This window comes from Sphingomonas sp. BAUL-RG-20F-R05-02, from assembly GCF_022662305.1.
In the GTDB taxonomy this organism is placed as follows: domain Bacteria; phylum Pseudomonadota; class Alphaproteobacteria; order Sphingomonadales; family Sphingomonadaceae; genus Sphingomonas.
This window is the reverse complement of record NZ_JAKNQH010000008.1, coordinates 1-24,166: the sequence shown is the minus strand read 5'-3', so window position 1 is coordinate 24,166 and position 24,166 is coordinate 1. Positions and strand designations below refer to the sequence as shown.

The following is a 24,166-nucleotide window of genomic DNA, read 5'->3' as shown; positions in this document are numbered from 1 at the left end:
AGTGCAAGCCATCCAGGTTCTTCATTGCGCGCTTTGGTGCATCATCGTTGAAAATGCCCGCCCGGCAGGAGGCCGGGCGGGCAGATGAGAGCTCAATATCTACCGCAACGCTTGGCGTCATGGCGACGCTAGCCGGTACGAAGACTGGAGGCCGATTATCCGAGCGGCAATCCGGCGCGCTTCACGGCGCCCAGATAATTGCGCATCGCGTCGCTCGATCCGGTCGATAGCTCCATAAAGGCGCGTCGCCGATCGAACGGGTCGGGCACGCGAACCAGCATGCCAGCGTCGGTCATTTTGGCGATCCAGCGCAGCGCCGTGGTCGGCGCAACGGCGGCTGCAATGCACAGGCTCGAAACCGAGACCTGCGCGCGTTCCAGCTGTGCTGCGAACAGATCGAGCAGAATGTCCCATGCCGGATCCTCGAACAGTCCGGCATCGAAGTGCTGGTCGCGCAGTCGGCGTGCCCGAATCGCGGCACGCACCTCGCGCGGTGCGACCGGAGGCGCCTCGCCCGTGGTGGCCGGGGGTGGCGCAGTATATCCCATCGTGCGATCGGCGATCCGGCCCCGCGGCGAGTGTTCCGAGTCGGTACGGCTGAGCCGAGCCAAGGTTTCGGCAATACGCGCGATCTCCTCGTTCAAGCGGCGCAGGCGCACCACCTCGATATCGCGCGCCGAATCGGACAACCGGTGGCTGCCGCCCTGCGATACGGACAGGGCGTAGACCGCGACCCGCTCCGCGAGCGATGGCGCGCAGAGCAACTCGACATGTGGACCGAACAGGTTGGCCGCAACCAGATCTACCTGCGAGTCGGCCATCGTCGCAACCAGGCGTGCATCGGTGTCGCGTGCGAACTGATCAATAAGCGGGAGCGCCGCCGCCAGCGTGTTATCGTCGGCACCCGCGCAATCGAGCGCGATCAGTTGAAGCGGACCCTGCGTGTCGAGCCGTTGCGTCACCTCCGCCCAGCCAACCCGTCCAACCATGCGCGTGCCGACCGCGTCGATTGCTGCGGTCGCGTCGTCGGCATCATGATCGGCAATCACTAGCGCGGCGACCGAGGCGGCCGGCGGCCGCGCGGTTTCCCATCCTTCCCATCTATGCATATCGATTCCCTGCTTTTTCCCCATAGCTAAAGTACGCATTTCTCCAGAATGGAGCAGGTCTAAAATCTCCGATATGGGTCATTCTCACGAATTTAACCGTTGATTTCGTTCGAATAGCGAAAGCTCGGAACGCGATCTCACCGTTACAGAGGGCAAAATACAGTGTGCCATCTTCCCTGGTAACGAGATGGTGGCGTTTTCAACTGAATGTTTCAACATCTCGTGGCAATTTCTCACGATGTCTGACGCTGGCAGTCGTCAGTCGAGCGACTTGACGATTTCCTCGACCATCTTTTTCGCATCGGCCAACAGCATCATCGTGTTGTCCATATAGAACACATCGTTGTCGACACCGGCATACCCGACGCCACCCATCGAGCGTTTGATGAACAACACGGTCTTGGCTTTCTCCACATCCAGAACCGGCATGCCGTAGATCGGTGAGGTCTTGTCCGTCTTCGCGGCGGGATTGGTGACGTCGTTCGCGCCAATCACGAAGGCCACGTCGGTTTGCGCGAATTCGGAGTTGATATCCTCCAGCTCGAACACGTCGTCATAGGGAACGTTCGCTTCGGCAAGCAGCACGTTCATGTGCCCGGGCATGCGTCCCGCGACCGGGTGAATGGCGTACTTCACCCGCACGCCGTGTTCCTTCAGCTTGTCACCCATTTCGCGCAGAGCATGTTGTGCCTGCGCCACTGCCATACCGTAGCCGGGCACGATGATGACCTGTTCGGCCTGTTGCATCAGGAACGCGGCATCCTCGGCGCTGCCGCGTTTCCACGGGCGGTCGACTTTGGCGCCACCACCGCCGCTTGCCGCCACCGCGCCGAAGCCGCCCGCGATCACGCTGATGAAGCTGCGGTTCATCGCCTTGCACATGATGTAGCTGAGGATCGCGCCCGACGATCCGACCAGCGCGCCGGTGATGATCATCGCACTGTTGTGCAGCGTGAACCCCATCGCCGCCGCGGCCCAGCCCGAATAGCTGTTGAGCATCGACACCACCACCGGCATGTCCGCCCCGCCGATCGGCACGATCAGCAGGAAGCCGATCGCGAAGGAGAGGGCGGTGATCGTCCAGAACACCCACGCGCTCTGGTCCTGCGTGAAATACGCGACCAGACCGAGGATCGCGGCAAGCACGGTGAGGTTGATGACGTGGCGCGCGGGCAGCAGGATGGGCGCGCCGCCCATGTTGCCGTTGAGCTTGAGGAAGGCGATCACCGAACCTGAAAAGGTGATCGCGCCGATCGCGATGCCGAGCCCCATCTCGATCCGGCTGACCTGATGGATCACCAGGAACGGCTGGCCGATCATCGGGATCACCATGTCGGCGATGCCGAACGCCTGCGGATTGAGGAACGCCGCCGCCGCCACCAGCACGGCCGCCATGCCGACCAGCGAGTGGAACGCCGCGACGAGCTGCGGCATGTCGGTCATCGCGATCCGCCGCGCGGTGACGAGGCCGATCGCGGCGCCGATGCCGATCGCAGCGAGGATTTCGACCAAAGTCACCAGATCGAGGTTAAATGGACGATCTACGTGACGCGGAACGCCTGCCATCGGGCTGGAATCTACATAGACTGCCAATGTCGGTGCATGCACGATCAGCGTCGTCGCCACCGCGATGGTCATGCCGATGATGCCGTAGCGGTTGCCGCGCTGTGACGTCGCCGGGCTCGACAGCCCACGCAGCGCAAGGATGAAGCACACACCCGCGACGAGATAGGCGAGTGCCGCCCAGGGATTGACCGTCAGCTGTTCCATATTCCCCCTACCTCGTCATGCCCGCGCCGGGCCGGCATCCGCCGGTCGTCCGCGCCGGAGCGGCGTCCATCCAAGCCGCGATATCGGCTTGGGTGGCGCCTATTTGTGAACGGCCGCCGGCCGCTCCTTCTTCTTGTACATCGCCAGCATCCGCGCGGTGACCGCAAAGCCACCGAAGATGTTGACGCTCGCCAGCGCTACCGCGATCAGCCCGAGCCACTTCGACACCGCGCCGCCCGCGCCGATCCCGGCGGCCGCCGCCGCGATCAACGCGCCGACGATGATGACCGAGGAGATCGCGTTGGTCACCGCCATCAGCGGTGTGTGCAGCGCGGGCGTGACCGACCACACGACATAATAGCCGACGAAGCAGGCCATGACGAAGATCGACAGGATCGAGATGAAGTCCATGGTTTGCTCCTACCGGTCCAGCTTGCTTGCCAGCAACGTCTGCAAGCCGCGCACATCGGCACTGCGGCCGATCTTAAATTCGATCGGCGCGAGGCCGGACAGCGACAGCTTGATCTCGGCGTCGAGGTCGAACGTCCCCGCGCTCACGATCGCGAACGACGTGATCGAGCGATAGGGGATGGTCAGATACGACGTCTTGGACCCGGTGATGCCTTGCACGTCGATGTAGAGCAGCCGCCATTCGGTGAAGACGATGAAGTCCCGAACCGTCTTGAACGCGAACAGCACCCGCTCGGACTCGAGCAGCGCATGCCTATGGACCTTGTCGACATCATGCGGGTCGATCGCGGTGGCGTTGAAAATCCCCATCAGGTGAGCAACCGCGCGTTGACGACCTGACCGCCACGGGTCAGCCGCACCGCGTCGCCGATCTCGTCATCCAGGACCGGCGCGGCCGCGTCCTTGTCCCAGAACGCCGACAGGAAGTTGAACAGGTTGCGCGAGAACAGCGCGCTCGCGTCCGCCGCCAGCCGGCTGGGAACGTTGCGGTGGCCGACGATCTTCACGCCGCCGACGGATACGATGTCGCCAGCGACCGCGCCTTCGACATTGCCGCCTTGTTCGACCGCGAGATCGACGATCACCGAGCCCGGCTTCATGCTCGCCACCTGTGCGGCGGAGATCAGCCGCGGGGCAGGGCGGCCGGGGATCAGCGCCGTGGTGATGACGATATCCTGTTTGGCGATGTGCGCCGACACCAGCTCGGCCTGCGCCGCCTGGTATTCGGGCGACATCTCACCGGCATAGCCGCCCGTCCCTTCGCCCTCGATCCCGGCCACGTTTTCCACGAAGATCGGTTTGGCACCGAGCGACAGGATCTGCTCCTTCGTGGCGGACCGCACGTCGGTGGCGGAAACCTGCGCACCCAGTCGCCGCGCCGTCGCGATCGCCTGTAGCCCGGCCACGCCAACGCCCATCACAAACACGCGTGCGGCGGAGATCGTGCCTGCCGCCGTCATCATCATCGGGAAAGCCCGGCCATATTCGCCGGCCGCGTCCAAGACCGCCTTGTAGCCCGACAGGTTGGACTGGGACGACAGAATATCCATCGATTGGGCGCGGGTGATGCGGGGCATGAACTCCATCGCCAAGGCCTCCACACCGGCGGCGGCATAGCCGTCGATCCGCGCGCGGTCGCCGAACGGGTTCAGCCCCGCCACCACCAGCGCGCCGGGTGCCACGCCGCCAAGCACAGCCGGGTCCGGCCCCTGTACGCCCAGCACGATGCCCGCGCCTGCCAGCGCACCTGCGTGGTCGCTCACGCTCGCGCCGGCGGCGGCATAATCGGCATCGGCGATTGCGGCGGTCAGGCCGGCACCTGCCTCAACCGCGACGGATGCGCCGAGCGCGATGAACTTCTTGATGGTTTCGGGCGTGGCGGCGACACGACGCTCACCGGGGGCGCTTTCCCGCAGGACGGCGATCTTCACCTGCGTGTTACTTGCTGGCAGGGGCGAGGGCGAAATAGACGATGACGAAGGCGAGCAGAAAGCACGCCACCGCGCCGTATTTCAGCAGGCCGATCACCTTCGAATAGGTCGCTTCGTGGACCTTAATATCGCCGTCTTCGGCCATGTCGCATCTCCCCAATGCTTATCTCCCGACAGGCTTAGCTTGTGTGGGCCTGTCTCTCAAGTCCCGCGATGGGGCGCTTAAGGCGGCTTTTACCCTCATCGTATAGCAGAGGTGCTCCAAAGGGTACTTGGGGTGTGGGAATGACGCGTAACGGGCAACGCCTGCTGATGCTGATCGACGACGAGCCGGCGCAGCGTCGTCTCGTTGCGGCGATCGCGGCGCGGCGCGGCTGGCGCGCGATCTTCGCCGCCGATGGAGAGATGGCGATCGCCACGCTTGGCACGCAGGACGGGATGCAGCTTGACGCGATCCTGCTTGACCATTGGGCACCCGATGCCGACGCCACGCCGCTGATCGCCGAACTGCGCAGCCGGCGTCCGGCGCTGCCGCTGTTGCTGCTTACCGCTAACGGTTCGGTCGCGCAGGCCGTCGGGGCGATGCGTGCGGGGGCGACCGATTTCCTTGTCAAACCGCTCGCGCCCGAACGGCTGCTCGGCGCGCTCGACGCGGCGGTCGCCGGCAAGGCGGCGGGCGAACTGCGCCCGCTTACCGAGAAGATCCCCGCGCTGCTCGCCTTCGACGAGATCGTCGGCTCGGCGCCCGATTTCCGCGCCGCGCTCGCCATTGCGGCCAAGGCGGCGCGCGCGCGCGTGCCGGTGCTGCTGGAGGGCGAATCCGGCGTCGGCAAGGAAGTGGTGGCGGAGGCGATCCACGCCGCATCCCCGCGCGGCAAGAAGCCGATGGTAACGGTGAACTGCGGCGCAATTCCGTCCAATCTCGTCGAAAGCGAATTGTTCGGGCATGAGAAAGGCGCCTTCACCGGCGCGTTCGAACGCAAGATCGGCCGTTTCCAGGAAGCGGACGGCGGCACGCTATTCCTCGACGAGATCGGCGAGATGCCGCTGGAGGCGCAGGTCAAACTGCTGCGCGTGCTACAATCCGGCGATATCCAGCCGATCGGGGCGCGTCACGCCCGTGAGGTCGACGTGCGCGTGATCGCCGCCACCAACAAAACCTTGATCGAGGAGGTCGAGGCCGGCCGCTTCCGCGAGGACCTCTATTACCGGCTCAACGTGGTGCAGGTGACGATCCCCCCTTTGCGCGAACGACAGGGCGACATCCCCGCGCTCGCCCGCCACCTACTCGCCCGCATCGCACAGCAACCCGGTCTGCGCCCGCTCGGCATCACCGACGAAGCGCTGGCGCTGCTCGGCAAATATGATTGGCCGGGCAACGTCCGCCAACTTCAGAACGCATTATTCCGCGCGGCCGTGCTGTGCGACGGCGCCGCGCTTACCTCGGCGGATTTTCCGCAGATCGCCTCGCTCAGCGCGCAACGCCACAGCGTGCCCGGGCCTGCGCCGATGGCGACTTCGGGCGGCGTCACGCTGTTCCATGCCGACGGCAATCTGCGCGCGCTGGAGGAGATCGAGGCGGACGTGATTCGTCTCGCCATCGGCCATTATCGCGGCCGCATGACAGAGGTTGCGCGGAGGCTCGGCATTGGTCGATCCACGCTGTACCGCAAGCTGGGGGAATTGGGCATCGACAATGCGGCCTGACCGCTAACGGGACCGCTTGAGGTGCCTTGGCTTCGGCTTGGCCTTGGCGTCGGGTTTGGGAGCGGTCTTAGGCTGAGCGTCGGGTTCAGTGTGACACGGATAGGCGGTCACGAAAGCCTCTCGCACGACAAACCACGGGGCGCTGCTCCACCCCTTTCGGTTCTTGCGGATGTACTTGCGCGCCACGGCGACCGCATCGATCGTGGAAACGTCCGCCGCAGAGGGGCATATTTGATAGGATGACGACAGCGTGTCGAACACGCCCATGATATAGCCGGTGCAGAAATTGGCGGTCGGATCGGTGTCCTTCCCCCGGCAATCCTCGGCGAGATGACGTGTCGTCAGCGCGCTTACCACCACCGGCGGCTTGGTTGATGCCAAGGCCAACAATAACAGGATCATGGTGTCTCCATTCGGCTTGCAAGGTTCGGTGTGCGTCTGTGTCAGCCGACCAGCGCACGGTCGCGCAGGCCCCGCCACACGCGCACCGCCTGCACCGTCTCCGCGACGTCATGCACGCGCAGGATCTGTACGCCCGCTTCCGCGCCCTTCACCGCCAGCGCGATCGATCCGCCGAGCCGCTCGGCCACTGGTGCCTCGCCCGACAGCGCACCGATCAGCCGTTTGCGGCTCACCCCGAGCATGACCGGGCAGCCGAGCCCGTGAAACAGCGCGAGCCCGTTGATCAGTGCGAGATTGTCGGCCAGGCTCTTGCCGAAGCCGATACCTGGATCGATGATGACCTTGGCGCGGTCTATCCCCGCCGCCACTACTGCCTCGATCCGCACCTCCAGCCAGTCGTACACCTCGGTCAGCACGTTCGCATATCCGTCGCCGCCATGTGGTCCGCGTTTGGGGTCGGGCGAGTGCATCAGGATCACCGGCGCGTTCGCGCGCGCGACGATGCCGGCGGCACGCTCATCCCAGAGCAACGCCGACACGTCGTTGACGATCACCGGGCCAAGCGCGAGCGCTGCCTCCATCACCGCGCCCTTGCGCGTGTCGACCGACACGAGGGTGCCCGCGCGCAGCAGCCGCTCGATCACCGGCGAGACGCGCTTTGCTTCGTCACCCTCCCATACCAGCGCGGCGCCGGGACGGGTCGATTCGCCGCCCACGTCGATCATCGCCGCGCCCGCCGCTGCCATCGCGACCCCCGCCGCTGCGGCGGCCTCAGGATCGTCCTGAAGCGTGCCGCCATCGGAAAAACTGTCCGGCGTTACGTTGAGGATGCCCGCCACCATCGGCTGATCGAACCGCAGCGTGCGCTCCCCGATCGTCAGCGCAGCGCGCGGCGCGGTGATGCGCGCGTGGATCGCGGCGGCGCCCGGCCCCAGGTTGGCGATCTCGGCGACGGGCACGGTGCTGCGCCGCGATCCCTTGATCACCTCATACGCGGCGAACCACAGCATCCCCCCTGCCAGCCGCGCCACGCCGCCGTCGGGGTGCGTGACGGGCGTATCGACGAACTGGGTAGGGCGCAGGTGGAAGGTCATGGCGGTAGCCGTAATCCGGCGGGGCGGTTCGTGTCGAGATGCCGTCGACCCCTGCTACCTTTCCCGGCGAAGGCCAGAGCAGAGTTGCCAGACCCCCTAAGGCTGCGTCGCCAGCAGATACGTTTGCCGCAGCGTATCGATCGGCTGCAACCCGCCCGCCGTCTCGATATGCCAGTAGGTCCAGCCGTTGCACGACGGCGCGCCCTGCACGCCGGCGCCGACCTTGTGGATCGATCCGATATGCGTGCCGCACACGCTCGCCACGCTGCCGTCCGCGCGCACCAGCACGCGGTGCTTGCGTTTGGCGTCGAACAGCACCGCGCCGGCGGTGAGGTAGCCGTTTTCCACCAGCACGCCGAACGCCACCTTCGGCGCGGCCTTGGGCGACTGCATCGTCGTCAACGCGGATTCGTCCAGCGGCAGCGCCGCGTCGATCCGTTCCTGTGCGGCGGCGACATAAGCGTCTTCGCGCTCGATGCCGATCCAGTGCCGGCCGAGCCGCTTCGCTACCGCGCCGGTGGTGCCGGTGCCGAAGAACGGATCGAGCACAACGTCGCCCTTCTTGGTGCACGCCAGCAGGATGCGATACAGCAACGCCTCGGGCTTTTGTGTCGGATGGACCTTGTGGCCATCCTTCTTCAACCGCTCCGGGCCGCCGCACACCGGGAACTCCCAGTCGCTGCGCATCTGGAGTTCGTCGTTCAGCGTCTTCATGCTGCGATAGTTGAAGGTGTAGCGCGCCTTTTCCCCCATCGACGCCCAGATCAGCGTCTCATGCGCGTTGGTGAAGCGGGTGCCTTTGAAGTTCGGCATCGGGTTCGACTTGCGCCAGACAATATCGTTGAGGATCCAGTAGCCGAGATCCTGGATCGCGGAGCCGACCTTGAAGATGTTGTGATAGCTGCCGATCACCCAGATCGAACCGTTCGGTTTCAGGATGCGCCGCGCCTCGGCGAGCCAGGCGCGGGTAAACTTGTCATAGGCGCCGAGGCTGTCGAATTTGTCCCATTCGTCCGTCACCGCATCGACATGGCTGCCATCTGGCCGCGACAGATCGCCGCCGAGTTGCAGATTATAGGGTGGATCGGCGAAGATCATGTCGACCGACGCGGCCGGCAGGGCGCGCATCGCGGAGATGCAATCACGCTGGATGATCCGGTCGAGCGGCAGTTCCGCAGGCGCTGCCACAACCGGCTTCGCGCCGCGCGTCTTAACCTTTTCCAACAGCCCCATGCCCGTATCCCTGTGTTCCATTCCGCCCCTTCCTGCGGATCGCGGGACTCGCGTCAAGCGAACATTGGTTAATGGGAATCACTGCTAAAGCGTTAACACAGCGGAACATTCCGAGACTTATCCACATATTGAGTCGTGGAGTTATCCACAGGCCCAAGGGATGGTGTGTGGCGCAAAAGACTCACTGAAATGGCGTAGGTATTTTCCCTACGCGCCACTGGTTTGCGGCCCCGAGCCCGGATAACGGCCGGCCCTCATGCAGCCGCAGTATCGGCCAATCATGGCTAACGCTTCGCTGGTTCAGAACGGCTTCTGCAGCACGCCTTCGGTTTGCGTGACGTGTATCGCATGGATCATGTGGTCAGGTCCAAAACGATACTGGACTGCGCGCGTCAGGAAACGTGAGTCGAATACCATGTCGGGATTATCGGGTAAGGCGGACCTGTCGTCGAACTGATCGAAGACAAGGATCGTGTTGTACCCAACCGCATACCCCAAGACACGTCGGTCGACCTTCCCAACCCTGCGACGCTCCATCACGAGCCAATCAGCTTTATTCGATGCGATCTTCTCACCATCGACCCAGACTGTTACGTCGCCTGCCAACTCGTCAGCATAGCCATCGAATGTCGCCGCCGTTTGTGTGGGAACAAGATGCTTGGCCGCTTCGACGATATAGTCCGGCGGGGGCGGCCCCGGCGATGCCAGCACAGGAGCGGCGAGAGCCAGAGAGCAGATCACCACCGGCAAGAACGCGGCCGCCGTTAACGTGCGAAGCATAGCGGAACTTTCACAAGACGAGCGTTGATAGCAGGTGTCCGACAGACCGGGAACCGCAGAAATCGCGCGACAGCATCACTCCCAAACGTGTGCGTTTCCTCCACACCCCCGCTAACCCGTCGCCACCGCGACCACTCAACCGCCCGCTCGCTATTCCGCCGCGACGGCTGGCGCGAACGCGACCGCGGCCTGCGCGACCGGTGCGAAGCTGCGGCGGTGCAGCGGCGAGGGGCCGTGTTCGCGCAAAGCGCGAAGATGTTCGGGCGCGCCATAGCCTTGATTGGTGATCCAGCCGTAATGCGGATGCGCGTCGTGATGCGCGCGCATGATCGTGTCGCGGGTATGCTTGGCAATGATCGAGGCGGCGGCGATCGACAGGCTGATTGCGTCGCCCGATACGATCGGCGTGGCGGCGAAGCCCCAGCGCGGCAGACGGTTGCCGTCGACCAGCACATGGCCGGGCGCGCAACCGAGCGCCTCGACCGCCAGGGTCATCGCCTTCATCGTCGCCCAGTAGATGTTGAGTGTGTCGATCTCGTCCGGCTCGACGATGCCGATGCCGATCTGCGCGCAAGCCTGCAACCGGTCATGCAGCCGCAGGCGTTCGGCGGCGGGGAGCTTCTTGGAATCATCGATACCGCGCGGGATGCCACGCGCGGGCAGGATCACCGCCGCCGCCACCACTGGCCCGGCGAGCGGCCCGCGCCCGGCCTCGTCCACCCCCGCGACGGGGGCGAGGCACAGCTTCTCGTGGCGGAGGCTCGGCCTGGGGAGGGGGCGTTTCGGCGTCGGCATCAGGCGATCCGCCATGTCGGAAACCGCCGCGCCTCGCCAGCCTGGTAGAGGCAGATCGCGTTGCCGGCAGGGTCGAGCGTGCGTGCCTCGCGCCAGCCCCAGCTTTGCGTCTGTGGATCACCTACCACCGCGCCGGTCGCACGTAGCGCGGCGACGGCGGCGTCGAGATCGTCGCACTCGACGTACAGCATCGGCCCGTGCGGCATCTCCTCCGCCGCCTCGATCGAGACGGTGACGCCGTTCGCGCTTTCGAACCGCGCATAACGCGGTGCGGCATCGACGATGCGGGTCAGGCCGAGCGCTTCGTAGAAGGAGGCACTCGTCGCGAAGTCGGTGAGCGGCAGCGTGATCTGGTTGGGGCCATCACGATCGAGCCGCACGCTCTGCTGCGCCATCGGCCCATGCCCGCCGCCAAGGCCGGCCGCGCCCAGCATCGCCAGCCGCACGAACGCCCGCGCACGTTCGACCGCCCGGGGCAGCGGCTCGCGCCGCGCCAGCCCGACCGCGATCGCCGAGGCGAGCGTGCAGCCGGTGCCGTGGGTGTGGCGTGTGTCGATGCGCGGACTATCCCACCGCGCGATCTCGCCATCGGGTCCGATCAACCGATCGGTCAGCGTCTCGCTCTCGCCGTGGCCGCCTTTTACCAGCACCGCCGTGCGGTTCGCCGCCGCCAACGTCGCCGCATCGCCGCCCAGCGCCGCCAGTTCCGGCAAATTGGGCGTCACCACGCTCGCCGCGCGCATCAGCCGCGCAAACGCCGCCACGGTCGCATTATCCGCCAGCGTCGCGCCGCTGGTCGCCACCATCACCGGATCGAACACGACCGGCACGCGCACGTCGCCAAGCGCATCCGCCACGACATGCGCGATCTCCGCCGATCCGATCATGCCAATCTTGACCGCATCGACGCCGATATCGCCAACGCACGCCGCGATCTGCGCCGCCACCATCTCCGCCGGCACCGGCATCACCGCCTGCACCCCCAGCGTGTTCTGCGCGGTGATCGCGGTGATCGCCGTCATCGCGTGCCCGCCGAGCATCGTCACCGTCTTGATATCGGCCTGTACGCCCGCGCCGCCGCCCGAATCCGATCCGGCGATGATGAGGATGCGCGGTGTCGTCACGCATGCCCCTTGAAGCGGCGCACGGTCGAGGCGGGGTTGCCCGCCAGCGCCTTGCCGACCCGCGCGGGGCGGTCCATCAGCTCGCCGCCGCAGGTTGGGCAGCGATCGTCGAGATCCTCCGCGCACTCCGCGCAATAGGTGCATTCGAACGAGCAGATGAACGCGCCCGCCGCATTGGCGGGCAGGTCGACGCCGCAGCGTTCGCAATCGGGGCGCATCTCCAGCATCAGGCCGCCGCCGCCCGCACCGCGTCGCAGATCCGGTCGACGACGCGCTCGACCTGTGCGGAATCGTCGCCCTCCGCCATCACGCGGATCACCGGCTCGGTGCCGGACGGGCGGATGACAAGCCGACCCTTGCCGACCAGTTCCGCCTCGGCCTCGGCGATCACCGCCTTGACGCTCTCCGCTTCCAACGGCTTGCCGCCCGAGAAGCGCACGTTCTTGAGCAATTGCGGCAGCGGATCGAAGCGGTGGAGCAGTTCGCTCGCCGGCACGCCCGCGCGCACCAGTTCGGCGAGGATTTGCAACGCCGCGACCAGCCCGTCGCCGGTGGTGGCATAGTCGGCCAGGATGATGTGCCCGGACTGCTCGCCGCCGACGTTATACCCCTGCGCGCGCATCGCCTCGAGCACGTAGCGATCCCCCACGCTCGTCCGCACCAGCTTGATGCCCTGCGTGGCGAGGTGCCGCTCCAGCCCGAGGTTGGACATCACAGTCGCGACCAGACCGCCCTGCTGCAACCGCCCGGCGCGCGCCCAACCGCTCGCTATCGTCGCCATCAACTGGTCGCCATCGATCACCTTGCCGGTTTCGTCCACCACGATCAGCCGGTCGGCATCACCGTCGAGCGCAATGCCGATATGCGCGCCGCTCGCCACCACCGTCTCGCACAGCAGTTGCGGCGCGGTCGAGCCCACGCCGTCGTTGATGTTCTTGCCGTTGGGGGTGACGCCGATCGCGATCACTTCCGCGCCCAGTTCCCACAGCGCGGAGGGCGCGACCTGATAGGCGGCGCCGTTCGCGCAATCGACCACGATCTTGAGCCCGTCGAGCGTCAGCCCGGGCGGGAAGGTCAGCTTGGCGGCGTGGATATAACGCCCGCGCGCATCCTCGACGCGCCGCGCGCGCCCGATCTCCTCGGCGGCGGCGAGCGGCACCTCGCCGTCGATCAGCGCCTCGATCGCGAGTTCGTCGGCATCGGACAGTTTGTAGCCGTCCGGCCCGAACAGCTTGATGCCGTTGTCCTGATAGGGATTGTGGCTGGCCGAAATCATCACGCCGAGATCGGCGCGCATCTCGTGCGTCAGCATCGCCACAGCAGGCGTCGGCATCGGTCCGACCAGCACCACGTCCATGCCGACGGAGGTGAAGCCCGCCACCATCGCGTTTTCGAGCATATAGCCCGACAGGCGCGTATCCTTGCCGATCACGACCCGGTGGCGGTGGTCGCCACGCCGGAAATGCGCGCCCGCCGCCATGCCGACCTGCATCGCCATCGCCGCCGTCATCGGACTCTTGTTGGTGAGGCCGCGGATGCCGTCGGTGCCGAAATACTTGCGTGCCATGCGTCGCTCCAAGGGTGGATTACCGCTCTGATAGCGCTGGCGTGCAGCCAGCGCGAGAGGGCGGGGGCGTCACTTTACCCCGTGCATCAGCCGCTTCAGCCACGGCGATATGACGAGCAGCAGAACGCCCGCGCCGATCGTCAATTCGCCGCCGGTCAGGAAGGTGGCGAGATAGGTGTGCAGCGCGACCTCCGGATTTGTCACCTGTCCGCCCACCGTCTGCACCGATGCGGCCTGCGCCGCTGCCCCGGCGAGATATTCGCCGATCGAGATCGACAGGAACCACACGCCCATCATCATGCCGACGACACGCGCGATAGACAATTTTGTAATCATCGAAAGACCCACCGGCGAGATGCACAGCTCGGCGATGGAGTGCAGGAAGTAGGTCAGTGCCAGCCACCACAATCCGACGCGGAACTCGGCATTGGCGAACGGCCCGCTGGCGGACAGCAGCACGAAGCCAAGCCCGACCAGGATCAGCGCGAGCGCGAATTTCACCTGGATCGACGGCTCCAGCCCCTTCTTCGCCAACGTGACCCAGACCCAGCTCAACACCGGTGCGAACAGCACGATGGTGAGCGGGTTGAACTGCTGCGTGTTGGGCGCGGAGATGAAGATACCGAACAGGTGCAGTGTCGTGCTGCGATCGGCGAACAGCGTGAGCGAGGATGCGGCTTGTTCGAACAGCGTCCAGAACGTGACGTTGAATACGACCAGGATGATCGCCGCCAGCATCATCTCGCGCTCGGTCCGGTCGCCCGCCCGCCATGACCAGATCGGGATGCCGATCACAGCCGCGACGAATGTGGCGAACAGCACTTTGCCCAGAAACGGCGTGGCGAGGATATAGCCCCACAAACCGCTGCCCGCTGCCGCTTCTGGCGTGTTCATCACGTTGGCGAAGATCAGGTAGAAGACCGGCGCGGCCAGGATCGACAACACGTAGATCAGCGGTGCGCGATCCGGGCCGCCGTGTGCCGGCGCTTCGCCATAGCCGGCCAGCCGGCCGCCCTCGAACCGGATCAGCACATAGCCGATCAACATGCCGATCGCGACGACCAGGAAGCCGGCCCACCAGCCGAACCAGCCGGCGAACAGCGGGCACAGCAACTGCCCGCCGATCGAGCCGAGGTTGATCCCCCAGTAGAAAATCGTGAACCCGGCGTCGCGGCGCCGGTCACCCGGGGCATAAAGCGCGCCGACTACCGTCGAGATATTCGGTTTGAAGAAGCCGTTGCCGATCACGACAAGGCTGAGCGCCAGCATCATCAGCATGGTGTAGAGCGGCGAGCGTTCGGCGCCTGGCACGAAATCAGCCTTGGCGACGGTCCGCACTACCTGGCCCGATGCGGCGCGCAACTGCACCGCGCCGTTGGGCTGGCCGTGGATCGTCAGCGTCTGGCGGTTCACGGTCACCGTCTGCGCTGCGTCGCTGGTGGCGAGCACCGAGGCTGTCGGTGCGACCGTCACCGCGTAACGCTGCCCTTCGATGGTTGCATATGGCCGCGCCGCTTCACCGCCGAAGCACAGCATGAAATAGCCTACCGCCATGACGATCGCGCCCCATCGCACTGCGCGTTTTGAGCCGAGATAATGATCGGCCAACCACCCGCCGACCACCGGCGTGAGATACACCAGGCTGAGATAGCCCCCGACGATCCCGTTCGCCTGATGATCGGCCAGCAGGAAGTGCTTGGTCAGATATAGCACCAGCAGCGCGCGCATCCCGTAGAAGCCGAAGCGCTCCCACATCTCGATCGTAAACAGGCGGGCAAGCTGGGGTGGATGGCCCATCCACGTTTTCGTTGCATAAGGCGGAACGTGGGTGATGTCCGGCTCTCGCGGGCCGTCCGCGGTCGGGGTGTCCACCATGTCGATAAGCTCCCAAAGACTGTCCGGCCCGCTCGAATGGGGGCGGTTGGTAGCGGATGAAACTAGCGGTAATTGCCGGCCTGTAAATACTTGGAAGCACAGGCTACATACGGCGGCATGTTCAACGACACCCATTCGCCGCTTTCGCTGCTCACCACCCGCCGCTCCGGCAAACCGCGCGACATGGTCGCGCCCGGCCCCTCTGCCGAGCAGATGCAGGCCATCCTCCAGGTTGCCGCGCGCACGCCCGATCACGGCAAGCTCGCCCCCTGGCGCTTCGTGGTGGTGGGTGAGGGTCAGCGCGACCGGCTCGCCCAGATCATCACCGACGCTTATCGCGCCGAGCGCCCGCAGGCGACCAAGGTTGAGGTCGACGCGCTCGTCCAATTCGCGCATCAGGCCCCGGCGCTGGTGGTCGTTCTGTCCGCGCCGCACCCGACATCCAAGATCCCGGTGTGGGAGCAGGAACTGTCGGCGGGTGCGGCGTGCATGAACCTGCTTCATGCCGCGCACGCACAAGGCTTCGTCGGCGGCTGGCTGACCGGCTGGCCCGCCTATTCGGATGCGGTGCGCGATGCGTTCGGCGCCGCGCCGGAACGGATCGCCGGGTTCATGTTCCTCGGCACGCCCGAACGTCTGCTCGACGAGCGGCCACGCCCGGACCTGTGCGCGGTCGTCTCGGAATGGGGCGGCTGACCGCTGGACGGGCGGCACGGTTGCTGTATTAGGGCGGCATGACAGCGCTTAGCAACGACGACAGCCGGGTCTACATCCGGCTGCGCGGTATCATCGTCGCCGCGATCCTTCGCGGTGATTTCCGCGCCGGCGATCAGTTGCCATCCGTGCGCTCGCTCGCAGCGCAACACGGCGCCAACCCGCTCACCGTTGCCAAGGCCTATCAGACATTCCAGGACGATGGCTATGTCGAGGTGCGGCGCGGCGTCGGCATGTTCGTGCTGCCCGGTGCCGCCGAGCAACTCCGCGAGGCAGAGCGCACGCGATTCCTGCGCGATAGCTGGCCGCGCATCCGCGACCACATGCGCCTGCTCGGACTGAGTGCCGCCGATATGTTGGAGGGCGTCGACGCCTGATCGGCTGAATCGCGTTGCCGTGAAAACCTAGCGTCATTCAGAACGCCCTCACGAGGCGGTAGCTGCGTCGGCAAACGGCGTAGCATCGTGAATCCGGTATCTATCCTCTCAAAACAGACCCAGTTTCGCGACATCTTCGGCGGTCAGGTCAATGCCGAACAACATGCTCAGCCGCATCCGGTAAACGCGCGGATCGGTGATCTCCGCCTCCGTCGTGTCGTTGCCGGAACGGCGGCGATACAGGCGGTCGGTCAGCGAAGCGAAGCCCTTCGGCAGCACGATGCTGACGACATTGGTGGTGCGGAACCGGCTGCCCGGTGCGGTTGCAGCCCACAAGTTGCCCATCGCCAGATCCGAAGCATAGGCAGGCCCGACCACGAAACTGTACTGGGGCTGGAAGCCGTCGCCTCCGCCACGCCCGTCTGTCGTGGCGATGTCGCCGGCGCGCCACAGCATCCAGCCGTGTTCGGCATCGCGTGTCAGACGGAAGCGCGCGCCATCTGGCGCATGCGCCTCGGCACCTTCCACCAACGGCATCGGCGGCGTGTAGCTACCCCCGAACCCTGCATCGGCGATCCATTCGTCGCCTTGCAGCGTAACGATGCTGATCGCATGGGTGCGCGGCGGTACGGCGGTCGCTCCGAGCCACACCCGCGCAAGCTGCGGACGCGCGGCGAAACCAAGCGCGGCGAGTGCGTCGAGGAACAGTCGGTTGTGCTCAAAACAATAACCACCACGCCGTGCGGTCACCAGTTTGGCGAACGCCGCGTCGCTGTCGATCGCGATTGTTCGGCCCAGCATGACGTCGAGGTTCTCGAACGGGATCGCCAAGCGGTGGGCACGTTGCAGGGCCTCCAGCGAAGCCGCATCGGCTGCCTCCGGTTGGGGCAGGTGAAGGCGTTCCAGGTAGGCGGCAATGTCGAAGCTATTCATCACGGCCCTCTTATATATTGCGACGCAACATGCTAGGCTGCGATCCAATGAACGCGTCCGGTCCGACCGACAGCACCCGCATCTTACCCTTCGGCGACGCCGCCATCGCCGAGGCGGCGGCGCTTATCAAGGCCCGCGCGGTGGTCGCAGTCGCGACCGAGACGGTGTACGGCCTCGCTGCCGACGCTACCGAGCCGGTGGCGGTCGCCGAAATTTACGCCGCCAAAGGCCGGCCTGCATTCAATCCGCTGATCGTGCACGTGCTGGATCTGCACATGGCGCATCGGCTTGGCGAGTTTGACTCACGCGCCGAGGCGCTCGCCACCGCATTCTGGCCCGGTCCGTTGACGCTGGTGGTGCCGCGCCGCGCCGGATCGGGGATCGCGGCGATTACCACCGCCGGGCTCGATACGATCGCCATCCGAGTTCCTGCCCACCGCGCCATGCGCGCGTTGATCGCGAAGTCCGAGCGGCCGTTGGCGGCACCCTCCGCCAACCGCAGTGGGGCGATCAGTCCGACGCGGGCAGCACATGTTCAGGCGAGCCTCGGCGGTCGCATCCCGCTGATCCTCGACGACGGCCCGTGCGAGCAGGGGGTGGAATCGACGATCGTGCACGAAGTTGACGGCACGACCCGCGTGTTGCGGCACGGGCCGATCGGCGTGAACGCGCTGCTCTCCACAATCCAGCAAGGTGCGGGCGAACGATGGCAGTCGATCCCCGGCGTCGAGCGCTTCGATCCGGGACTAGGCGGCTTCGAGGCGCGGATCGAGGCGCCCGGGCAACTCGCCTCGCACTACGCGCCGACCAAACCGCTTCGTACCGGCGCGATCTACGCTGAGCCGGATGAGTGGATGATCGGGTTCGGCCCGATCTTCGGGGATGCATCGCTCTCGCGCACGGGCGACCTCAAGGAGGCGGCGGCGCGGTTGTTCGATTTGCTGCATCAGGCAGATGCAAGCGACAAGGCTCGTATCGCCGTCGCACCGGTGCCGGGGGAGGGCGTCGGCACCGCGATCAACGACCGGCTGCGCCGCGCTTCGCACCCGCGCTAGATCGCAGTCGTCTCCACGTGTGTCTCACCGACGAAATCGCGCCATAGCATGATGAGCACCGCCATGGTTGCGGGGCCGACGAACAGACCAAGCAGCCCGAATGCCTCAACCCCGCCAAGGATGCCGATCAGCACCCACAGGAAAGGCAGGCGAGTCGCGCCGCCGATCAGGATCGGTCGGATGAAGTGGTCGGCGATACCGACGACGACGAGTCCGATCACCACCACCGCGATCGCACCCGCCACCGAAGACTTGGCGAGCAACAGTAGTGCCGCCACCGCGAACATCAACGCCGCACCAAACGGGATCATCGCGGCCACTGCCGTCAGCGCGCCGAGCAGCAAAGCGTGCGGTACGCCGAGCGCAAGATATACCACCGCCATCACCACGCCTTCGCCGATCCCGACCAGCACGAGCCCGTCGATCGTGCCGCGAATCGACAGCGCGGCCAGCAGTGCAACGCGCTCGCCAGGCGGGCCGAGCATACGGTCGCTGGCGTGGCGGCACTGCGTGAGGATCGCGTCACGATCCCGCAGCAGAAAGAACAGCGTGAGCAGCGTGAAACCGAAGATCACCGCGCGGTGCAGCACGTTGCTACCGATCAGCCGCGTGCGCGCCACCCATTCGGCGCCGCGAAAATGCTGCCATTGCAGCGTGGCACGCTCGGGCGTGGAGAGGTTCTCCTGCCACCAGTTCGACAGGACATGGGAACCGAACGGAAGATGCGAAACCCAATCCGGTACCGGCAGCCCCTGCGTCTGCGCCAGCGTGACCCAAGTGGCCACATCATGCGCCTCACGCGCGGCCTCGGCGATGCCCAATATAAGGGGAATCACCACCAGTAGCGCGAGTGCGGTCGTGCCGATCGCCGCCAGCCATGTCCGCGCACGGTCGCCCGGCCATCGCTGCACGACGCGTTGCCGCAACGGGTCGATCGCCACCGTGATGACGACGGCCCACACCAATGCCGGCACGAACGCACCGGCGATCCACAATCCCAGCCCGGCCAGCAACACGGCCAGACCGATGCGGGTCATCCGGCGCACCCGTTCGCGCGTAACGATCTCATTATCCATGCGCATAGCTTTAGCGACATCGCAGCTTTGCGAAAGCATTGCTAAGGTGACGCGAATTTCACGCGATTTGGCGTGTGCGTGCTGGCAAGCCCACCCCCGGGGCTAGATTAGCAAAGTGGAAGAGTAACATGCGCTTACTGATCGTCGAGGACGACGGCGCCGCCGCCCGGCAGCTTGCCGGCGATCTCGCGGAGCTCGGCCACGACTGCGAGATCGCAGGCGATGGACGTGTCGCGCTCATCCAGGCGACCGGAACCCGGTTTGACGCAATCCTGCTCGACTGCTTGCTGCCGTTTGTCGACGGCATCGCCGTCACCGCGCTGCTGCGCGATCGTGGTATCGATCTGCCGATTATGATGATCTCTGCCGTCGATGATCTCGACCATCGGCTGATCGCGCTTGAGGCGGGTGCCGACGATTACCTCATCAAGCCCGCAGCCCCTGCGGAAGTCGACGCGCGCCTGCGCGTCATCCTGCGGCGCGGTGCCTCCACGCAGAAATCAGGCGTGATGTGGGCTGGGGATATTGAGGTGAACGAGGTCAAGCGCAGCGCGACCAGGGCGGGGCGCACGATCAAGGTGCAGAATATCGAGTTCCGCATCCTGTGCGAACTGGTGCGCAATGCCAATACGATCGTGACCCGGCAGATGCTTTACGAAGCGGTTTGGAACTATGATTTTGTACCCCGAACCAACATCGTTGAATCGCATATGACGCGGCTGCGCAACCACCTCTCCACTGCCGGCGAACGCGATCCGATCGCGACGATCCGCGGCGTCGGCTACATGCTCACCGACAAGGCCTGACGTGGCGTGGCGACCTGCAACATGGGTACGGCACATCGTGCGCGCGTGGCTACCGAGGGATCGCGAGCGGCAAAGGATGCAGGCGGCGATCGACGCGGTCGTCGCGGGCGATTTGCGCCGACGCATTCCGCTGGATGGCTCCGGCTCAGCGGGAGACCGGCAAGCGGCTTCGTTCAATCACATGCTCGACCGGATCGAGGCTGGCATGACGAACCTGCAGCATGGTGCAAAGGATATCGCGCATGAATTGAGGGGGCCGCTCGCGCAACTGCGCGGCGAGGCGGCGTCACTGGCGCGGCATGCGGCTGATTCGCCGCAGGCCGACGGGCTTGCGGCGCTCGTCATGCGGGCTGATCGCTTGCTTGACCTTTTCACCAGCCTGACGCGCTTGTGGGAGATTGAAGGAGACGCGCGGCGCAAACGGTTTGGCACCGTAGATGTCGACACTTTGGTCGGCGACGTGGTCGAAATGCTGGAGCCCGTGGCGGGGGATGTCGGCGATCGGCTTGCCGTTACCCAGCTCGTGTCGGCAAGGGTGCTGGGCGACGCCAATTTGTTGCGCCAGATGCTCGTCAATCTGATCGAGAACGCGATCCGGCACACACCCACCGGTACGATGACGACACTATCACTCGCGGGATCGGCGGACGTCGTGGTGCTGACAGTCCAGGACGATGGCCCGGGTATCGCCCGCGAGCACCACGCATTGGCGATGCGGAAATTCGGCCGGCTCAACGATCAGGTTGAGGGGCAGGGGCTTGGTTTGTCGCTGGTCGAAGCGATCGTGCGGTTGCACGATGGGACGCTATGGCTGGAGGACGCTGCGCCGGGGCTCCGGCTGGTGATCTCTTTCCCACGTTTGCGGTAGGAAACGAAAAGGCCGGCAACTTCGCAGTTACCGGCCCCCTTCGTAGGCGTTCAGCGGATCAGAAGCTGACGCTGACCTCGCCGCCGAAAGTGCGCGGCGGGTTGAAGTTGGCATAGTCGCCAAGCACGCCTGCATAGCTGGTCGAAACCAGCGTGGTGCCGTTATAGTTGTTGACCGGCACGGAGTTGGCGGCCGAACGCCGGTAGATGTAGGTGGTGTCGAACAGGTTGCGCGTCCACACCGCAAAGGTGACCTTGCTGCGATCGCCGACCATCACGTCCGCCAGCGCGAGGCGACCGTTCACGACGAAGCTCGCGCTTGTCTTGGTCGGCTCCAGCTGGAAGCTGTACTGGCTGCTCGCATAGTTCGCGTCGAGGTGGAGGCGAATGTTGGCACCACCCGCGATCTGGACCGGCTTCACATAGTCGATCGCGCCCGATGCGGCGTTTTTCGGTGTGTAGACGATGTACAATTGCTGCGGCAGGCCACCCGTGATCGAGTTCACCGCCGACGGTGCGCGCCAGTAGGTGTAGGCATACGAGCCGGTCAGCGTAAGGTCCGGGATCGGCTTCACGGTCAGATCCGCTTCGATGCCGCGGATCTTGCTGTCGCCAGCATTCTGCGTCTGCTCGATATGGCTGCCGTTGGTCGGGCTGGTCGCTGACGTGTCGTAAAGATCGAAGTCAAACTGCGTGTTGCTGCGGTCCATGATGTAACCAGCGATGTTCAGACGTGCACGGTGCTCCCAGAAGTCCATCTTAGCGCCGATTTCATACGATTTCACGGACTCGGGGCCGAACGCGTTGAAGCTCTGCGAGCGGTCGTTGGCGCCGCCGGCGCGGAAGCCGGTCGCGTATTTGGCGTAGAGGTGAACGTCCTGCGTTGCATCGAACGAGATGTTGATCATCGGATCGAATCGGCTGATGCTGTTCTTAAAGCTGAACGGAGAAGCGACGTTCGTAACAGCCGGCGTCACCAGGTTCGAGCGGTTGTTTACGACATACAGCGTACCGTGACGGTCGTCCTTCGTCCAACGACCGCCGGCGGTAATGTGCACGACATCGCCCAACGCCTCCGGGGTGAAGGTCAGGTTGCCGAACACGGAGTAATTGTGGTCGTGCGCCTGGCTTGCGCGGGTGATGAACTGGCAACTGTTGGTGAATTGCGGAACGGTTGGCGCAAGCGTGTTGTTGCACGACGGGTCGTACTGCTGGTAGCCCGAGTTCGCGCTCGAGATCGCGGCCGCGTTGCCCGGGATCGGGCTGCGAACCGTGTAGCCCGTGCCGTCTGCGTTCCACAGATTGCTCAACGGGGTTGCGGCATATTCGGTTGCGTGCTCGGTATAATAATAGGCACCCACGACGTAGTCGAACTGCGGAACGCTGCCGACTGCCTGAACTTCCTGGCTGAACTGGTGTTGCCGGAAGAAAGACAGGCTGTACCGGCTGAAGTTCGAGTTGGGAGCGAAAGTCTGACGTTCCGGACCGCCGGAATTGTCCCACTGGTCCGTGCTCACACCGCGCCACGCCGTGATCGAACGCAGCTCGAGCCAAGGCGCAACCTTGTACTTCAGGTTAGATGAGAAACCATGCGTGATATCCTCGCTTGGCTGCTGCGGCACCCCAACGTCCGCCACATACTGGCGGTCCGGATGGACGCCGACGAGCGGCGCCTTCGGCGCGATACAGATGCGGCTGCTGGTGCCGCCGCAGGTCTGGCCATTCGCTTGGTATAGCTGCGTGCCAACCACGCCGGTGGCGGGATTGGTGTAGCTGCCAACGGCGTAGCCGTTCGGGTTGTAGTTGACCAACTGGCTAAAGTTCGGCGTGTTGTTGTCCTTCGCATAGTCATATGCGAAATCCGCCGTCAGCCCGTCGATCGGCGTCCAGCGCGCGGCGGCGCGGCCGCCCTTGCGATCGTAATAGTTCCAGCCAGTCGAACCCGAGAGCGGATCCTTCACGGTCGGGTCCTGATGCTGGTATACGCCGTCGAACTTCAACGCGATGTTCATGAAGGATGGCAGATCGAGGTGCGCGTCAACGTTGCGGCTGCCGTAATTACCGACGCCAGCGGTCATGCGACCGTCGAACTCTCCGGTGGGCGCCTTAGAAACGAGGCTGAGCGCGCCGCCTTCGGTGTTGCGGCCAAACAACGTGCCCTGCGGCCCCTTCAGGACTTCGATGCGCTCGATATCGAACAGCGCGGCGTTGAGACCCTGGGTCTTACCGAGGGCAACGCCGTCGATATACACGCCGACGCCGCCGTCACGTGCGGTCTGGTTCTGGTCGTAAGGAACGATGCCGCGGATCCCGATCGTCAGTGCTGACTGACGTGCTTCAAACGTGGCGACGCGCAGCGACGGTATCGAGCCATCGGCGAGATTGAACAGGCTGAGCACGTGTCGGTCGGCAATGCCTTGCGCGCCGAGAACGCTGATGGAGATGGGTGTCTTCTGAAGATTGGTTTCGCGGCGCGTCGCGGTAACGACGATGTCAGGTACGCCGACGTTTTGAGTATCTGCTGCGGGCTCGGCATCAGCGGGCGCTGCCGCGGGAACGGGGGCAGCTGCATCCGCGGCGTGTGCCGGCGAAGCACTGAGTGCGATAAGAGCGCTGCCGAGTAGCAGCTGCAGGCGGACGCCTGGCGAAGTTTTCATGTCGTTACCCCTAGCCTCGGGACGTTCTCCCGATGCCCGGGCCGCTACCCGTTGTTTAAGTCGCCATCGTTACAACCATCGTCACCCAAGGGTCCGTACGGCGTCACATCACAACGATGTACATTAAATATTCTCCATGTTGGCCGTCGGCAGGTACTCTCGGGAGCAGGTCCCAAGCTGTTCAAAGATCGTCTTCCGCCGCGCGGACAATCAGATTGATGAACTTATGACGACGCGCCGGCTGGGAACGCGTAATTTGGCAATTGCCGGCGGAGATGGTGCATGGCCGCAAGGTTTGCGCCACGCATGCTTTCGCGATCGTCG

General features: G+C 65.0%; 24 protein-coding genes. 6 read left to right on the top strand and 18 right to left on the bottom strand.

The features are described from left to right. Positions 1–155: 155 nt before the first annotated feature. The 6 genes from L8F97_RS15970 to L8F97_RS15945 all read right to left on the bottom strand — a co-directional run bounded on the left by L8F97_RS15970 (position 156) and on the right by L8F97_RS15945 (position 4,925). On the bottom strand, positions 156–1,109 hold the full coding sequence (locus L8F97_RS15970; protein ID WP_242152452.1) for a MarR family winged helix-turn-helix transcriptional regulator: 954 nt from the start codon (positions 1,107–1,109) through the stop codon (positions 156–158). Between the two features lie 258 nt (positions 1,110–1,367). After that, on the bottom strand, positions 1,368–2,879 hold the full coding sequence (locus L8F97_RS15965) for an NAD(P)(+) transhydrogenase (Re/Si-specific) subunit beta (protein ID WP_242152449.1): 1,512 nt from the start codon (positions 2,877–2,879) through the stop codon (positions 1,368–1,370). Positions 2,880–2,978: 99 nt separating this feature from the next. Next, the gene (locus L8F97_RS15960) at positions 2,979–3,290 is read right to left on the bottom strand and encodes an NAD(P) transhydrogenase subunit alpha (RefSeq protein WP_242152446.1); all 312 of its coding nucleotides are present in this window, start codon (positions 3,288–3,290) and stop codon (positions 2,979–2,981) included. Positions 3,291–3,299: 9 nt separating this feature from the next. Then, positions 3,300–3,659 (bottom strand): PH domain-containing protein, encoded by a 360-nt coding sequence (locus L8F97_RS15955; RefSeq protein ID WP_242152444.1) that lies wholly within the window; start codon positions 3,657–3,659, stop codon positions 3,300–3,302. Next, positions 3,659–4,780 carry an NAD(P) transhydrogenase subunit alpha gene (locus tag L8F97_RS15950; protein ID WP_242152439.1) on the bottom strand — a complete coding sequence of 374 codons (1,122 nt, stop codon included), beginning with the start codon at positions 4,778–4,780 and terminating at the stop codon, positions 3,659–3,661. Before L8F97_RS15950 ends, L8F97_RS15955 begins: the two co-directional genes overlap by 1 nt. A 7-nt stretch (positions 4,781–4,787) precedes the next feature. After that, complete coding sequence (locus tag L8F97_RS15945; RefSeq protein WP_242152437.1) at positions 4,788–4,925, bottom strand: aa3-type cytochrome c oxidase subunit IV; 138 nt, start codon at positions 4,923–4,925, stop codon at positions 4,788–4,790. A gap of 140 nt (positions 4,926–5,065) precedes the next feature. On the opposite strand from L8F97_RS15945, the gene L8F97_RS15940 reads away from it, so the two are divergent. Continuing rightward, positions 5,066–6,487 (top strand): sigma-54-dependent transcriptional regulator, encoded by a 1,422-nt coding sequence (locus L8F97_RS15940; RefSeq protein ID WP_242152434.1) that lies wholly within the window; start codon positions 5,066–5,068, stop codon positions 6,485–6,487. A gap of 3 nt (positions 6,488–6,490) precedes the next feature. Here L8F97_RS15940 and L8F97_RS15935 read toward each other — a convergent pair whose 3' ends face one another. The 9 genes from L8F97_RS15935 to L8F97_RS15895 form a co-directional block, all read right to left on the bottom strand. Beyond that, entirely contained in the window at positions 6,491–6,889 is a 399-nt protein-coding gene (locus L8F97_RS15935; protein WP_242152430.1) for a Rap1a/Tai family immunity protein, read from the bottom strand. A gap of 41 nt (positions 6,890–6,930) precedes the next feature. Beyond that, on the bottom strand, positions 6,931–7,983 hold the full coding sequence (folP, locus tag L8F97_RS15930) for a dihydropteroate synthase (protein WP_242152427.1): 1,053 nt from the start codon (positions 7,981–7,983) through the stop codon (positions 6,931–6,933). Between the two features lie 96 nt (positions 7,984–8,079). After that, positions 8,080–9,216: a site-specific DNA-methyltransferase gene (locus L8F97_RS15925; RefSeq protein ID WP_277925028.1), complete on the bottom strand. Its 1,137-nt coding sequence runs from the start codon at positions 9,214–9,216 to the stop codon at positions 8,080–8,082. 300 nt (positions 9,217–9,516) lie between these two features. Continuing rightward, complete coding sequence (locus L8F97_RS15920; RefSeq protein ID WP_242152424.1) at positions 9,517–9,996, bottom strand: hypothetical protein; 480 nt, start codon at positions 9,994–9,996, stop codon at positions 9,517–9,519. A 150-nt stretch (positions 9,997–10,146) separates the two neighbouring features. After that, positions 10,147–10,791, bottom strand: coding sequence for a ribonuclease HII (locus tag L8F97_RS15915; protein ID WP_242152421.1), 645 nt, complete (start codon positions 10,789–10,791; stop codon positions 10,147–10,149). Further along, positions 10,791–11,915 (bottom strand): bifunctional hydroxymethylpyrimidine kinase/phosphomethylpyrimidine kinase, encoded by a 1,125-nt coding sequence (gene thiD, locus L8F97_RS15910; protein ID WP_242152418.1) that lies wholly within the window; start codon positions 11,913–11,915, stop codon positions 10,791–10,793. Before thiD ends, L8F97_RS15915 begins: the two co-directional genes overlap by 1 nt. After that, positions 11,912–12,142, bottom strand: coding sequence for a DUF1272 domain-containing protein (locus L8F97_RS15905; protein WP_242152415.1), 231 nt, complete (start codon positions 12,140–12,142; stop codon positions 11,912–11,914). Before L8F97_RS15905 ends, thiD begins: the two co-directional genes overlap by 4 nt. Further along, on the bottom strand, positions 12,142–13,482 hold the full coding sequence (gene glmM, locus L8F97_RS15900; protein WP_242152386.1) for a phosphoglucosamine mutase: 1,341 nt from the start codon (positions 13,480–13,482) through the stop codon (positions 12,142–12,144). Before glmM ends, L8F97_RS15905 begins: the two co-directional genes overlap by 1 nt. Before the next feature lie 69 nt (positions 13,483–13,551). Beyond that, a complete protein-coding gene (locus tag L8F97_RS15895; protein ID WP_242152383.1) occupies positions 13,552–15,357 on the bottom strand; it encodes a peptide MFS transporter in 1,806 nt (601 codons plus the stop codon). A gap of 117 nt (positions 15,358–15,474) precedes the next feature. Between L8F97_RS15895 and L8F97_RS15890 the strand changes: the two genes are divergently transcribed. Beyond that, a complete protein-coding gene (locus tag L8F97_RS15890; RefSeq protein ID WP_242152380.1) occupies positions 15,475–16,053 on the top strand; it encodes a nitroreductase in 579 nt (192 codons plus the stop codon). Positions 16,054–16,091: 38 nt separating this feature from the next. Further along, positions 16,092–16,448: a GntR family transcriptional regulator gene (locus tag L8F97_RS15885; protein WP_242152377.1), complete on the top strand. Its 357-nt coding sequence runs from the start codon at positions 16,092–16,094 to the stop codon at positions 16,446–16,448. A 108-nt stretch (positions 16,449–16,556) separates the two neighbouring features. Here L8F97_RS15885 and L8F97_RS15880 read toward each other — a convergent pair whose 3' ends face one another. Continuing rightward, complete coding sequence (locus L8F97_RS15880; protein WP_242152372.1) at positions 16,557–17,381, bottom strand: arylamine N-acetyltransferase family protein; 825 nt, start codon at positions 17,379–17,381, stop codon at positions 16,557–16,559. 47 nt (positions 17,382–17,428) lie between these two features. Between L8F97_RS15880 and L8F97_RS15875 the strand changes: the two genes are divergently transcribed. After that, complete coding sequence (locus L8F97_RS15875; protein WP_242152369.1) at positions 17,429–18,436, top strand: L-threonylcarbamoyladenylate synthase; 1,008 nt, start codon at positions 17,429–17,431, stop codon at positions 18,434–18,436. Here L8F97_RS15875 and L8F97_RS15870 read toward each other — a convergent pair. Further along, complete coding sequence (locus tag L8F97_RS15870) at positions 18,433–19,512, bottom strand: AI-2E family transporter (protein ID WP_242152366.1); 1,080 nt, start codon at positions 19,510–19,512, stop codon at positions 18,433–18,435. The two genes, L8F97_RS15875 and L8F97_RS15870, sit on opposite strands and share 4 nt — an antisense overlap. 128 nt (positions 19,513–19,640) lie before the next feature. Between L8F97_RS15870 and L8F97_RS15865 the strand changes: the two genes are divergently transcribed. Continuing rightward, positions 19,641–20,318 carry a response regulator transcription factor gene (locus tag L8F97_RS15865; RefSeq protein WP_242152362.1) on the top strand — a complete coding sequence of 226 codons (678 nt, stop codon included), beginning with the start codon at positions 19,641–19,643 and terminating at the stop codon, positions 20,316–20,318. Positions 20,319–20,394: 76 nt separating this feature from the next. Beyond that, the gene (locus tag L8F97_RS15860; RefSeq protein WP_242152359.1) at positions 20,395–21,186 is read left to right on the top strand and encodes a sensor histidine kinase; all 792 of its coding nucleotides are present in this window, start codon (positions 20,395–20,397) and stop codon (positions 21,184–21,186) included. A gap of 58 nt (positions 21,187–21,244) precedes the next feature. On the opposite strand, the gene L8F97_RS15855 is transcribed toward L8F97_RS15860, so the two are convergent. Next, a complete protein-coding gene (locus L8F97_RS15855) occupies positions 21,245–23,842 on the bottom strand; it encodes a TonB-dependent receptor (RefSeq protein ID WP_242152356.1) in 2,598 nt (865 codons plus the stop codon). Positions 23,843–24,166: the final 324 nt, after the last annotated feature.